Source organism: Pseudomonas parakoreensis (genome assembly GCF_021602155.1).
GTDB classification, from domain to species: Bacteria; Pseudomonadota; Gammaproteobacteria; order Pseudomonadales; family Pseudomonadaceae; genus Aquipseudomonas; species Aquipseudomonas parakoreensis.
Genome location: NZ_BQHY01000015.1, coordinates 16,791 through 29,569, shown reverse-complemented (window position 1 = coordinate 29,569; position 12,779 = coordinate 16,791). Strand labels below are relative to the sequence as shown.

At 60.9% G+C, this 12,779-nt stretch carries 12 protein-coding genes and 1 other RNA gene; 4 read left to right on the top strand and 9 right to left on the bottom strand.

Annotation, left to right across the window (positions count from 1 at the left end; all coding sequences use genetic code 11):
• Positions 1 to 3: 3 nt before the first annotated feature.
• From mraY to rsmI, 9 genes are all read right to left on the bottom strand, one after another.
• Positions 4 to 1,086: a phospho-N-acetylmuramoyl-pentapeptide-transferase gene (gene mraY / locus L6D63_RS21710; protein WP_025109289.1), complete on the bottom strand. Its 1,083-nt coding sequence runs from the start codon at positions 1,084 to 1,086 to the stop codon at positions 4 to 6.
• Entirely contained in the window at positions 1,086 to 2,453 is a 1,368-nt protein-coding gene (locus tag L6D63_RS21705; protein WP_131671070.1) for a UDP-N-acetylmuramoyl-tripeptide--D-alanyl-D-alanine ligase, read from the bottom strand. The genes mraY and L6D63_RS21705 overlap by 1 nt, the downstream gene beginning before the upstream one ends.
• Positions 2,446 to 3,909 carry a UDP-N-acetylmuramoyl-L-alanyl-D-glutamate--2,6-diaminopimelate ligase gene (locus tag L6D63_RS21700; RefSeq protein WP_131671069.1) on the bottom strand — a complete coding sequence of 488 codons (1,464 nt, stop codon included), beginning with the start codon at positions 3,907 to 3,909 and terminating at the stop codon, positions 2,446 to 2,448. The genes L6D63_RS21705 and L6D63_RS21700 overlap by 8 nt, the downstream gene beginning before the upstream one ends.
• Positions 3,909 to 5,648 carry a peptidoglycan D,D-transpeptidase FtsI family protein gene (locus L6D63_RS21695; protein ID WP_174376919.1) on the bottom strand — a complete coding sequence of 580 codons (1,740 nt, stop codon included), beginning with the start codon at positions 5,646 to 5,648 and terminating at the stop codon, positions 3,909 to 3,911. Before L6D63_RS21695 ends, L6D63_RS21700 begins: the two co-directional genes overlap by 1 nt.
• Entirely contained in the window at positions 5,648 to 5,941 is a 294-nt protein-coding gene (gene ftsL / locus L6D63_RS21690) for a cell division protein FtsL (protein ID WP_003228022.1), read from the bottom strand. Before ftsL ends, L6D63_RS21695 begins: the two co-directional genes overlap by 1 nt.
• Positions 5,938 to 6,885 (bottom strand): 16S rRNA (cytosine(1402)-N(4))-methyltransferase RsmH, encoded by a 948-nt coding sequence (gene rsmH / locus L6D63_RS21685; RefSeq protein ID WP_373873759.1) that lies wholly within the window; start codon positions 6,883 to 6,885, stop codon positions 5,938 to 5,940. The genes ftsL and rsmH overlap by 4 nt, the downstream gene beginning before the upstream one ends.
• Complete coding sequence (gene mraZ, locus L6D63_RS21680) at positions 6,882 to 7,337, bottom strand: division/cell wall cluster transcriptional repressor MraZ (RefSeq protein WP_131671068.1); 456 nt, start codon at positions 7,335 to 7,337, stop codon at positions 6,882 to 6,884. Before mraZ ends, rsmH begins: the two co-directional genes overlap by 4 nt.
• Positions 7,338 to 7,737: 400 nt before the next feature.
• Positions 7,738 to 8,091: RNase P RNA component class A (rnpB, locus tag L6D63_RS21675), an RNA gene on the bottom strand.
• A gap of 73 nt (positions 8,092 to 8,164) precedes the next feature.
• On the bottom strand, positions 8,165 to 9,070 hold the full coding sequence (rsmI, locus tag L6D63_RS21670) for a 16S rRNA (cytidine(1402)-2'-O)-methyltransferase (RefSeq protein WP_121187130.1): 906 nt from the start codon (positions 9,068 to 9,070) through the stop codon (positions 8,165 to 8,167).
• A 177-nt stretch (positions 9,071 to 9,247) separates the two neighbouring features.
• Between rsmI and L6D63_RS21665 the strand changes: the two genes are divergently transcribed.
• From L6D63_RS21665 to L6D63_RS21650, 4 genes are all read left to right on the top strand, one after another.
• On the top strand, positions 9,248 to 11,059 hold the full coding sequence (locus tag L6D63_RS21665; RefSeq protein ID WP_047296427.1) for a penicillin-binding protein activator: 1,812 nt from the start codon (positions 9,248 to 9,250) through the stop codon (positions 11,057 to 11,059).
• Positions 11,059 to 11,421, top strand: coding sequence for a YraN family protein (locus tag L6D63_RS21660; protein WP_007961623.1), 363 nt, complete (start codon positions 11,059 to 11,061; stop codon positions 11,419 to 11,421). The genes L6D63_RS21665 and L6D63_RS21660 overlap by 1 nt, the downstream gene beginning before the upstream one ends.
• 104 nt (positions 11,422 to 11,525) lie before the next feature.
• Positions 11,526 to 12,119 (top strand): phosphoheptose isomerase, encoded by a 594-nt coding sequence (locus L6D63_RS21655; RefSeq protein WP_025109297.1) that lies wholly within the window; start codon positions 11,526 to 11,528, stop codon positions 12,117 to 12,119.
• Positions 12,116 to 12,694, top strand: a complete 579-nt coding sequence (locus L6D63_RS21650; RefSeq protein WP_041073173.1) for a BON domain-containing protein — start codon at positions 12,116 to 12,118, stop codon at positions 12,692 to 12,694. Before L6D63_RS21655 ends, L6D63_RS21650 begins: the two co-directional genes overlap by 4 nt.
• Positions 12,695 to 12,779 lie beyond the last annotated feature (85 nt).

Sequence of the window (12,779 nt, the reverse complement as noted above, 5' to 3'; positions counted from 1 at the left end):
GTTCTACCTCAGCTTCAGGGTGGCAAGGCCGATCAGCACGAGAATCACGGTGATGATCCAGAAACGGACGATCACGCGTGGCTCGGGCCAGCCCTTGAGTTCAAAGTGGTGGTGAATCGGTGCCATGCGGAACACCCGGCGCCCGGTCAGCTTGAAAGAGGCCACCTGGATAACCACCGACAGGGTTTCCATCACGAACACACCGCCCATGATGAACAGGACGATTTCCTGACGGACGATCACCGCAATGGTGCCCAGTGCCGCGCCGAGTGCCAGAGCACCGACGTCGCCCATGAAGACTTGCGCCGGGTAGGTGTTGAACCAGAGGAAGCCCAGACCGGCGCCGATCAGCGCGCCGCAGAACACGATCAGTTCGCCTGCGCCCGGCACGTAAGGAATCAGCAGGTATTCGGCGAATTTCACGTTACCCGACAGGTAGCAGAAAATCCCCAGACCGCCGCCGACCATCACGGTCGGCATGATCGCCAGACCGTCGAGGCCGTCGGTCAGGTTGACCGCGTTACTCGAACCGACGATCACGAAGTAGGTCAGCACGATGAAACCGGCGCCCAGCGGAATGCTGTAGTCCTTGAGCATCGGCAGGATCAGCGTGGTCTCCACAGGCGTGGTGGCGGTCATATAAAGGAAGATCGCTGCGCCCAGGCCAAAGACCGACTGCCAGAAATATTTCCAGCGGCTTGGCAAGCCACGGGAGTTCTTCTCGATCACTTTGCGGTAGTCGTCGACCCAGCCAATGGCGCCGAACAGCAGAGTCACCAGCAGCACGACCCAGACGTAGCGGTTGCTCAGGTCAGCCCACAACAGGGTGCTGACACCGATGGAAGACAGAATCAGCGCGCCGCCCATGGTCGGCGTACCCGACTTGGACAGGTGCGATTGCGGGCCGTCGTTGCGAACGGACTGGCCGATCTGACGGTTCTGCAGGGTGCGGATCATCCACGGGCCGTAGCACAGCGACAAAACCAGCGCGGTCAGCACACCAAGGATCCCGCGCAGGGTCAGGTACTGGAAGACCGCGAAGCCTTTGTAGAACTGTTGCAGATACTCCGCTAGCAGCAGCAGCATTAATGTTTCTCCAGACTGGACCCGCACAGAGCCGCAACGATGTTTTCCATCGCAGCACTGCGCGAACCCTTGATCAAAATGGTGGTGTTTGTGTCCTGCTCTGCGTCGAGGGCCTGGATCAGTTCGGCTTGCGTGCCAAAGTGATGCGCCTCTTGGCCGAATGCGTTCACGGCGTGGACCATGTTCGGCCCGACCGCGTAAAGCGCGGAAACCTTGCCCCGGGCGTATTCGCCCACGTCGCGGTGCCCCTGCTCCGCCCAGTCGCCCAACTCGCCGATATCTCCGAGCACCAGGACGGTGCGGCCGGAAAAGCCGGCGAGTATATCAACGGCAGCGCACATGGAGGTGGGGTTTGCGTTGTAAGTGTCATCGATCACGCGCATGCCTTTCTTCGCCAGTTGCGCGACGGTGCGACCCTTGACCGGCTGTACCGCGCCAAGCCCGGTGGCAATGCCGAACAGCGACACGCCCAGGGCGTGAGCGGCAGCGGCGGCAGCCATGGCGTTGGCGACGTTATGGGTGCCGAGCAGGTTCAGCTGAACGTGCTCCACACCTTCAGGTGTATGCAGGTTGAAAGCCGGGCAGCCCCGGGCATCGGTGCTCAGGTCACTGGCGTAGAAATCTGCCTGCGGATTGCTCAGGGAGAAGGTCAGCACCTTGCGTGCGCCGGCGCGGAGCTTCCAGATGCCAAAGGCCTTGTCGTCGAGGTTGAGCACGGCAATACCATCTGCCGCGAGACCGTCGATGATCTCGCCCTTGGCCTCGACGATTTTTTCCGGCCCGCCGAACTCGCCAACGTGGGCAGTGCCAGCGTTGTTGAGGATCGCCACATGCGGCTTGGTCAGCCCGACGGTGTAGGCGATTTCGCCCAGACGCGAGGCGCCCAGTTCGATCACGGCGGCAGTGTGTTCCGGCGCCAGTTCGAGCAGGGTCAGCGGCGCGCCGAGGTCGTTGTTCAGATTGCCGCGGGTTGCCAGCACCGGACCGCGGGTACGCAGGATGCTCGCGAGCATTTCCTTGACCGTGGTCTTGCCGCTGGAGCCGGTAATGGCCGCCACCGGTTGCGTGAACGCGGCACGGTTCAGCGCACCCAACTGGCCGAGGGCCTGACGGGTGTCCTTGACCAGCAGTTGCGGCAAGGTGCTGTCGGCGACTTCACGCTCGACCAGTGCCGCCACCGCGCCTTTGCCGGCGACATCGTTCAGGTAGTCATGACCGTCAAAGCGCGGGCCAGTCAGGGCAATAAACAGTTGGCCAGCGGTGATCGCACGGCTGTCGATGCTGACGCCATCGAAACTGGCGTCGCTGCTGATCAGACGTGCGTCGAGCACGTTGGTCAGTTCGCTCAATGTCAGGGCCTTAAGCATGGGCCACCTCCCACGCGGTGAGGGCATGATCGGCCTCGACCAGATCGGAGAAAGCGTGCCGCTCGCCGTTGATTTCCTGATAGTCCTCGTGGCCTTTGCCGGCCAGCACGATCACGTCATCGGCCGATGCAGCAGCGATCAGCTGGGCAATCGCCTGACCACGGCCGGCGACGAAGGTAACTTTATCCACAGCGGTGAAACCGGCGCGGATGTCGTCGAAAATCTGCGCCGGATCTTCGGTGCGCGGGTTGTCATCGGTGACCAGTACGCGATCGGCCAGACGCTCGACCACTTCGGCCATCAGCGGACGCTTGCCGCGATCACGATCACCGCCACAGCCGAACAGGCACAGCAACTGGCCTTTGACGTGTGGACGCAGCGCGGTCAGAACTTTTTCCAGGGCATCCGGGGTGTGGGCGTAATCGACCACCACCAGTGGCTGAGTGCCGCCACCCAGACGCTGCATGCGCCCGGCCGGGCCTTCAAGTTTCGGCAGCACCTTGAGGATTTCGTCGAGCGCATAATCCAGACCGAGCAAAGCGCCGACCGCCGCCAGCACGTTGCTCAGGTTGAAACGACCGAGCAGCGTGCTGCGCAGGTGGTGTTCGCCCTGCGGCGTGACCAGCGTGGCGCGTACGCCGTGGTCATCGAACTGCGCTTCGCGGACATACAAATAGGCGCTGCTGTCGAGCAGGCTGTAACTGATCAAACGCGACTCGCGTTTTTCGCCGGCCAACTGCCGACCGAAATCGTCGTCGAGGTTGACCACGCGGCACTTCAGGTCATTCCAGGCGAACAGCTTGGCCTTGGTCTCGGCGTACGCCTGCATGGTGCCGTGATAATCCAGGTGGTCGCGGGACAGGTTGGTCATCACCGCGACGTCGAACGCCAATGCAGTGACCCGGCCCTGATCCAGACCGTGGGACGACACTTCCATGGCCACGGCTTTGGCCCCGACCTTTTTCAGGTCGGCCAGAGTGGCTTGCAGGGCGATCGGATTCGGCGTGGTGTGCAGGCCGCTTTCCAGCGCGCCATGGAAGCCGGAACCCAGCGTACCGACGATGCCGCAATGCTGACCAAGCAGATCGAGTGCCTGCGCGACCAGTTGGGTCACGCTGGTTTTGCCATTGGTGCCGGTAACACCGATCAGGTTCAAGTGATGGCTTGGCTCGCCATAAAAGCGCCCGGCGATGTCGGACAACTGCGCCGCCAAGCCTTTGACCGGAATCAACGGCACTTCGGTGATCGGCAGCACGGTGGCGCCTTCCACTTCATACGCAACCGCAGCCGCGCCGCGCTGCAAGGCATCGGCGATGTGCGCACGGCCATCGAACTTGCCACCGGGCACAGCGAGGAACAGGTCGCCCGCGCGCACGTTGCGGCTGTCCAGCGCCAATTCACGGATCAACAGATCATGGCCGGCGTGGGGGAATATCTTGTTCAGACTCAGAGACATCAGCCGCGCCCTCCATTGGCTTTCAGCGGAACGACCGGGGTAGCGTTGGCCTGTTGGGTAGTCGGCAGGTTGTCCGGGGTCACGTTCATCAGGCGCAGGGTGCCGGACATCACACGGCTGAACACCGGCGCCGACACCAGACCACCGAAGTAACCGGCCTTGGACGGTTCATCGATCACCACCACGATGGCGTAACGCGGATCGCTCATCGGGCCGAAACCGGCGAACAGCGAGCGGTAGGAGTTTTCGGCGTAACCCTTGGTGCCCACCGACGTTTTACGCGCAGTACCCGACTTGCCGGCCACGTGATACGCCGGCACCTGCGCACGGAACACGCCGCGCGGTGCTTCGATCACTTGCTGCAGCATGCCTTGCATGGTTTTCGCGACCGCTTCCGGCAATACCTGAGTGGTCTGCGGCGGCTTGTCGGTTTTGATCAGGGTCAGCGGTGCGAGACGACCGTTGTTGGCCAGCGCCGAGAATGCGTGCACCAGCTGGATCGCGGTCACGGAAATACCGTAGCCATAAGACAGTGTCGCGGTTTCGGCTTTGCGCCAGTCGCGGTAGTTCGGCAGGTTGCCGACGCGCTCGCCCGGAAAGCCCAGGCCGGTGTCCTGGCCGAGTCCGACTTTCTGTGCGAGACGGTAAATGGTTTCACCGCCGATATCGAACGCGACCTTACTCATGCCGACGTTACTGGAATTGATCAGGATGCCGGTCATGTCGAGTACCGGACCTTCGGTCTTCGACACGTCCTTGATCGTGTACTTGCCGATCTGCAGCGAGCCCGGATACACCTCGACGGTGTCGGTCGGTTTCCAGCGCCCGGATTCGATCGCGGCACTCATCGAGATCGCTTTCATGGTCGAACCCGGCTCGAACACGTCGATCATCGCGCGGTTACGCATCATCGCCGGCTGCAGGTTACGACGGTTGTTCGGGTTATAGGTCGGCTGGTTGACCATGGCGAGAATCTCGCCGGTCTTCACGTCCATGATCACCAGGCTGCCAGCCTTGGCGCCGTTCTCGATGATCGCGTTGCGCAGCTCGCGGTTCGCCAGGTATTGCAGACGCAGGTCAATCGACAACGCCAAGGGCTTGCCGGCCTTGGCGTTCTTGGTGACCTGGACATCCTTGATCAGCCGACCGCGCCGATCCTTGATGACTTGCCGCTTGCCCGGCACCCCGGCCAGCCACTCGTCGTAGGCCAGCTCGACGCCTTCGCGCCCGTGATCGTCAATGTCGGTAAAGCCGACCATATGCGCCGTGACTTCACCGGCCGGGTAGAAGCGGCGGAATTCTTCGATGCCGTAAACGCCCGGGACTTTCAGGTCGAGCACAGCCTGGCCCTGCTCGGGGGTCAGCCCGCGCACCAGGTAAATGAATTCTTTGTTGGCCTGAGCTTCGAGACGTTCGGCCAGGGCTTTCGGATCCTGCCCCAGCGCCGCGGCCAGTGCCGGCCACTTCTCTTTGGCCGTCTGCATTTCCTTGGCGTTGGCCCACAGCGTCGTCACCGGGGTACTCACGGCCAACGGCTCGCCGTTACGGTCGGTGATCAGACCACGGTGAGCAGGAATCGGGATGTGACGGAGACTGCGTGCGTCGCCCTGTCCCTTGAGGAAGTCGCGGTCAACCACTTGCAGGTCGATGATGCGCCAGCAGATCGCCGCGACCATCACGCCGAGCAGAGCCACCATCAGGCGGAAGCGCCACGGGAAGAGTGCGCCTTCGAGTTTCATCATGGCGCCACCATCTTCACGTCAGCCGCGCCCGGAATGTGCATTTTCAATTGTTCCGTGGCCAGCACTTCGATGCGGCTGTGCGCTGTCCAGGTGCTTTGCTCGAGAATCAGACGCCCCCACTCGGCCTGCGCCTTGTCGCGCACGCTGAGTTCGTTGTAAAGGGTGTTAAGCAACTGCCGGTTCCAGTGCGCGCTGTAAGACACGCCGATGGCCGACACGAGCACGCCGATAAACAGCAGCAGCATGATAAAGCTGCCGCCCGGCAGGGGCTTGGCGAAAAGCTTGCTCACCGCAACTTCTCCGCGACACGCATGACAGCGCTACGGGAACGTGGGTTGGCTTTGAGCTCGGCGTCGGAGGCCGTCTGCGCTTTGCCATGGATTTTGATTTTCGGTTCGAACGCCACGTGGCGCACAGGCAGGTTGCGCGGCAGGTTGTCGGCTTCGCCTTTTACCAGCTTGCGCATGAACAGTTTGACGATGCGGTCTTCCAGCGAATGGAAGCTGATGACCACCAGACGGCCACCGACTTCCAGAGCATCCAGTGCGGCTTCAAGGCCGGCTTCCAGATCGCCCAGTTCGTTGTTGACGTGAATACGCAAACCCTGGAACGCACGGGTCGCCGGGTTCTTGCCCTTCTCCCACGCCGGATTGGCGACTTTCAGAACTTCGGCCAGATCAGCGGTGCGCTCGAACGGCTTGATGTCGCGGCGCTCGGCCACGGCACGAGCCATGCGCCCGGAGAAACGTTCTTCGCCGTATTCCTTGAACACCCGGGCGATTTCTTCCACCGGCGCAGTGTTGACGAACTCGGCGGCGCTGATGCCACGGGACGGATCCATGCGCATGTCCAGCGGGCCGTCATTGAGGAAACTGAAGCCGCGCTCGGCGTCATCCAGTTGCGGCGACGACACGCCGAGATCGAGCAGGATACCGCTGACCTTGCCGCTCAGCCCTTGTTCGGCAACCACCGAACCCAGTTCGGCAAAGCTGCGCTGCACAACGACAAAGCGGCCGTCTTCGGCCGCTAGCGTTTGCCCGGTGGCAATCGCTTGAGGATCCTTGTCGAATCCGATCAGCCGGCCGTCCAGCCCGAGCTGGCTGAGGATCAGCCGACTGTGCCCGCCGCGCCCGAACGTACCGTCCAGATAGCAGCCATCAGGACGTACGGCGAGAGCCTCGACGGCTTCGTCAAGCAGTACGGTGATGTGGTTAAAGCCGCTATCAATAGTCACAGGATCAAATCACGCAGTTCGTCAGGCATGGCGCCCGGTTGTTGAATAGCAGCAAGGTCAGCGGCAGACACCGCGTTCCATGCATCCTCGTCCCACAATTGGAACTTGTTCAGTTGGCCCACCAGCATCGCTTTCTTATCAAGCTTTGCGTATTCGCGCAGACGCGGTGGAACCAGAAAACGACCACTGCCGTCGAGTTCGAGGTCGACGGCATTACCAATCAATAAACGCTGCAGGCGACGGTTCTCTTCGCGAAGCGAAGGGAGTGCACGCAACTTGGTTTCAATAATTTCCCAATCGTCGAGCGGGTAGACACACAGGCACGGATCAACGGCATCAATGGTCACGATCAACTGGCCGGAACTACGCGAAACGAGCTCGTCACGGTACCGGCTCGGCATGGCGAGACGGCCCTTTGCATCGAGACTGATAGCGTTAGCTCCGCGAAACACGTCAGCGTTTCTCCAATTTTTATCGTTTTGAGCTCAAAAAACCCACTTCATGCCACTTTCCGCCACTTGCGCACACTATAGGAATGCGCCCACCACACCGTCAAGGCGCGGATTAAAGGAAAACCCTTACAGAACGGAGATTTAGGAGCTTAAAAGGAGGGGCAACGACAATTTGGCGGATACTTTTGACCAATAACTTGATGCAGCACTGAAAGCTGCGCTCGGAAGTTAAAGTGATTTGTTAAGAGTAAGATTTTTTCGGTATTACAAAAGCGCTTCTGCTGTTGATTGAAGCAAGGTGGGAAATGGCTATTACCGCATTGCCGCTGCCGGACTTTAGCGCAGGCCTGCCGATAATAACCAGCCCTGATGCCATTGATTCAAGCAGGGAAAGAAAAAGGTGGAGAGTCGATCTGTAAGCCGGGTTCTGTCTTGAACAGTCATTCGTCTACGATGGCCATCACTGGACATCTTTAGCAACCTACCCGGTCCCAGCGCGGGCCACGCCTTGGGACCCTATTTGGTCTTGCTCCAAGTGGGGTTTACCTAGCCACGAACTGTTGCCAGACGTGCGGTGCGCTCTTACCGCACCTTTTCACCCTTACCGGCGCCGAAGCGCTTAGGCGGTTATTTTCTGTGGCACTTTCCGTAGGCTCACGCCTCCCAGGCATTACCTGGCACTTCGCCCTATGGAGCCCGGACTTTCCTCCCCCCCCTAATTTTCATAGAGGGCAGCGACTGTCCGATCGACTCTCCGCCGCGCAGGTTAACGGCAGAGCGCCCGAAGAACAAGCGCTAATAGCCGTGAAACCCGTCTGCTCGACGGGTTACTCGCCCTTCTGCTGTTCGAGCGCGACCTGATACAGCACATTTTTGCGCTCACCGGTGATTTGCGCGGCGAGCGCTGCGGCACGCTTGAGCGGCATCTCGTCGAGCAGCAGATTGAGGATGCGCATCGCCTCACTGCTGACCGCGTCCTCGGACTGCGGTGCAGACCAGCCCGCGACCAGCACCACGCACTCGCCGCGCTGCTGATTGCTGTCGGACTCGACAAACGCCCGCAACTCAGCCAGCGGCAAGCCTTTGAGCGTCTCGAAGGTTTTGGTGATTTCCCGGGCCAGCAACGCCTGACGCTCGCCACCGAACACCGCTTCCATGTCCTGCAGGCACTCGAGAATGCGATGCGGGGCCTCGTAGAAAATCAGCGTGCGCGGCTCTTCCTTTACCGATTCCAGGCGCGCCTTGCGCCCTGCCGACTTGGCCGGCAGAAAGCCTTCGAAAATGAACCGGTCGGACGGCAGCCCCGCCGCCGACAACGCAGCGATCAACGCACAGGCACCCGGTACCGGCACCACATTGATCCCTGCCGCCCGCGCCTGACGCACGAGGTGATAACCCGGATCGGAAATCAGCGGTGTCCCGGCATCGGAAATCAGCGCGACGTTATCGCCTGCCAGCAAACGGGTAATAAAGCGGCTACCTTCATCACGTTCGTTATGTTCATGGCACGCGGCCAGCGGCGTGGCAATGCCGAAGTGCTGCATCAAGCGCGCCGAGTGCCGCGTGTCTTCGGCGGCGATCAGTGCCACTTCGCGGAGGATTTTCAGAGCCCGGGCGCTGATGTCGTCCAGGTTGCCGATGGGCGTCGCCACCACATAAAGCGAGCCAGCAGCGGAATTCAAAGGACCTGGAGCAGTCAAAGCGCACACCTCATGATCGGTAAAAGCCGGCATTGTAACGCGTCATGAGGCTTGCGATGCGTTCCGGCCGACGCCGGTTTTGCGCGCCTTTGTGCGATGCCGCAACATTTGCTTCAGCTAAATTGACGGTTTCACGCCAGTAACATCGCGCCCCGGCCAGCGCTTGGGTACAATTCCACGCTAATTTGATCGAGTATCAGGAACACTTACATGATCGCTTGCCTGCGGCTGTTCACTGCCCTCTGCCTCGCTGCCTTATTGGCGGCCTGCGCCAGCTCCCCTTCCTCCAGCCTTGGCGAACTTCCACGGACTCCGGATGCCAGCATCGAGCAACTGCTCGAACAGGCTACCCAGGCCAAAACGCCGGAAAAAGCCGCGTTGTTGCGCCTGAGCGCGGCAGACCTCGCTTATCGCCAGGGCAATGCCGGCCAGTCCGCGCAGATCCTGCAACAAGTGCCGATGGAGCAGTTGAAGCCAGGCCAGCAGATCTTCGCCAGCACCCTTTCCGCTGAACTGGCGATGACCCGCAATCAGCCGAAAGCTGCGCTGACCGCTCTGAGCCATCCGAGCCTGCAGCACCTGAGCGAAATGCCGGAAGATCAGCAAGTGCGCACCGGCACCGTGCACGCCCGTGCACTGGAAGCCGACGGCCAGACCCTGGCAGCCGCTCGCGAGCGCATCTTCATCGCTCCAATGCTCAAAGGCGAAGCCGCGAGCAAGAACCACGAAGCCATCTGGACCCTGATCGCTTCGCTGCCGACCGATCAACTGCAACCCAACACCGCCGACGATCTCGGCGGCTGGATGGGCCTGGCCCTGGCCGTGAAAACCGCCGGCACCCTGGAACAGCAGCAAGCGGCGATCGATGCCTGGCGCGCACAGAATCCAAAGCACCCAGCCGCAATCAACCTGCCGCTGCCACTGACCAAACTCAAGGAACTGGCCAGCCAGCCCCTGAGCAAGATTGCCCTGCTGCTACCGCAAGACGGCCCACTGGCCTCGGTCGGTAAAGCGCTGCGTGAAGGTTTCATGGCGGCGCACTATCAAGCACAACAGGCCGGTCAGAAGCCGCCCGCCATCGAGTTTTACGACAGTTCCAAACTGACCTCGATGGACGAGTTCTACCGCAAGGCCCAGGCCGATGGCGTGCAACTGGTGGTCGGCCCGCTGGAAAAACCGTTGGTCAAACAATTGAGCACCCGTCCGCAACTGCCAATCACCACCCTCGCATTGAACTACAGCGAAGGCGATCAAGGTCCGGCGCAACTGTTCCAGTTCGGTCTGGCAGCTGAAGACGAAGCTCGCGAAGTTTCGCGTCGCGCCCGCGCCGACGGCCTGCATCGCGCGGCGATCATGGTGCCGAAAGGCGAATGGGGCGACCGCGTACTGCGCGCCTTCAGCCAGGACTGGCAGGCCAATGGCGGCAGCATCGTTGCCACCGAACGCGTTGATCAACCAGTGCAGCTGGCCCAGCAGATCGCCGACATGTTCCAGCTGCGCCAAAGCGAAGCCCGCGCCAAGAGCCTGCAGAACGCGGTTGGCACCAACGTCGCCGCGCAGCCGTCGCGTCGTCAGGACATCGAGTTCATCTTCCTGGCAGCCACCCCGCAGCAAGCGCAACAGATCAAGCCGACCCTGAACTTCCAGTACGCAGGTGATGTTCCGGTGTACGCAACTTCCCACGTGTACAGCGCCAGTGGCGATGTGAACCAGTACAACGACATGAACGGCGTGCGCTTCTGCGAAACCCCATGGTTGCTGGAAGCCAATGACCCGCTGCGTCAGCAAGTCACCGCGCAATGGCCGCAAGCGGCCGGCAGCCTTGGCCGCCTTTACGCCATGGGCGTCGACGCCTACCGTCTGGCGCCGCGCCTGGGTCAGTTAAAGGCGTTGCCGGACAGCCGCATCGAAGGTCAGTCGGGCAGCCTGGGCATGACCCAGACCCAACGCGTGGTGCGTCAGTTGCCATGGGCGCAGTTCGTCAACGGTCAGGTTCAACGCCTGCCGGACACCCCGCGCTGATGCCCGACGGCTCGCACCTGCAAAGCGGTAAAGATGCCGAGCGCCAGGCGCTCGAGCATCTGCAACACCAGGGTCTGCGCCTGCTGGCGCAGAACTGGTCATGCAAACGGGGCGAGCTTGATCTGGTCATGCTTGATGGCGATACAGTAGTATTCGTCGAAGTCCGCTACAGAAAAAACACTCAATGGGGTGGCGCGCTCGCTAGCATCGATGAGCGCAAACGGCAGAAGCTGATTTTCGCCGCACAGTATTTTCTTCAGCGCGAGTCGCGCTGGGCCGATTCCCCTTGCCGCTTCGACGTGGTGGCCATCGACAGGCACCCGGATCAGTTGAACTGGTTGCAGAATGCGTTCGATGGTTGATTCTCTGCACACCACCCCGGACACTTTCACCGACAATTTTTGCTCTTTGCTTTGCGGGCTGCACATTCACGTGCCGAACAGCCGCGCTACTTAAGGTCACACAGATGGACATGCAATCCCGAATTCGCCAGCTTTTCCAGGCCAGTATCGACACCAAGCAACAGGCGATGGACGTACTTGCACCGCACATCGAGCAAGCCAGCCAGATCATGGTCAACGCCCTGCTCAACGAAGGCAAAATGCTTTCGTGTGGCAACGGCGGCTCTGCCGGCGACGCCCAGCACTTCTCTTCCGAACTGCTCAACCGCTTCGAGCGCGAACGCCCGAGCCTGCCGGCCATCGCCCTGACCACCGACAGCTCGACCATCACCTCGATTGCCAACGACTACAGCTACAACGAAGTGTTCTCCAAGCAGATCCGCGCACTGGGTCAACCCGGCGACGTATTGCTGGCGATCTCGACCAGCGGCAACTCGGCAAACATCATTCAAGCAATCCAGGCCGCACATGATCGCGAAATGGTTGTCGTAGCTTTGACTGGCCGCGATGGCGGCGGCATGGCTTCACTGCTGCTGCCTGAAGATGTCGAGATTCGCGTACCGGCCCATGTCACTGCACGTATTCAGGAAGTCCATCTGCTGGCGATCCATTGCCTCTGCGATCTGATCGACAGCCAACTGTTCGGGAGTGAAGAATGACCCCTAATCGCCTTGGCCTTCTGGCCTTGACCCTGTGCCTCGGCATCAGCGGCTGCACCTCGGTGGTGAATGCCAGCCGTGAAGCGCCGATTGAAGACGACCGCGGCACCCGGACCTTCGGCAGTAAAATCGACGACTCGCTGATCGAAACCAAAGTCGGCGTCAACGTGGCCAAGGCCGACCCAGGCCTGGACAAGGATTCACATATCGTCGTCACCAGCTTCAACGGCGTGGTCCTGCTTGCCGGCCAGACGCCGCGCGAAGATCTCAAGGCCAAGGCCGAACAGGCCGCCGCCAACGTCCAGCGCGTGAAGAAGGTGCACAACGAACTGCAAGTGATTGCACCTTCAAGCTTCCTCGCTCGCCAGAACGACGCCTGGCTGACCACCAAGATCAAGACCCAGATGCTGACCGACGCCAGCATTCCCGGCTCGCGCATCAAAGTCGTGACCGAGAACGGTATCGTTTACCTGCTGGGCCTGCTGACCAAACAGGAAGCACAACAGGCGACCAATCTGGTGCAAGGCGTTGCCGGCGTGCAGAAGATCGTGAAGCTGTTCGAATACATCGACTGACCGATACCCATGTAGGAGCTGCCGCAGGCTGCGATCTTTAGATCTTGATATTGGTCTTGAAAAACAAGATCAAAAGATCGTCCGA

Coding starts and splice junctions, on each gene's coding strand:
- mraY (WP_025109289.1), bottom strand. CDS start 1,086: ATGCTGCTGCTGCTAGCGGAGTATCTGCAACAGTTCTACAAAGGCTTC.
- L6D63_RS21705 (WP_131671070.1), bottom strand. CDS start 2,453: ATGCTTAAGGCCCTGACATTGAGCGAACTGACCAACGTGCTCGACGCA.
- L6D63_RS21700 (WP_131671069.1), bottom strand. CDS start 3,909: ATGTCTCTGAGTCTGAACAAGATATTCCCCCACGCCGGCCATGATCTG.
- L6D63_RS21695 (WP_174376919.1), bottom strand. CDS start 5,648: ATGAAACTCGAAGGCGCACTCTTCCCGTGGCGCTTCCGCCTGATGGTG.
- rsmI (WP_121187130.1), bottom strand. CDS start 9,070: ATGCCGGCTTTTACCGATCATGAGGTGTGCGCTTTGACTGCTCCAGGT.
- L6D63_RS21665 (WP_047296427.1), top strand. CDS start 9,248: ATGATCGCTTGCCTGCGGCTGTTCACTGCCCTCTGCCTCGCTGCCTTA.
- L6D63_RS21660 (WP_007961623.1), top strand. CDS start 11,059: ATGCCCGACGGCTCGCACCTGCAAAGCGGTAAAGATGCCGAGCGCCAG.
- L6D63_RS21655 (WP_025109297.1), top strand. CDS start 11,526: ATGGACATGCAATCCCGAATTCGCCAGCTTTTCCAGGCCAGTATCGAC.
- L6D63_RS21650 (WP_041073173.1), top strand. CDS start 12,116: ATGACCCCTAATCGCCTTGGCCTTCTGGCCTTGACCCTGTGCCTCGGC.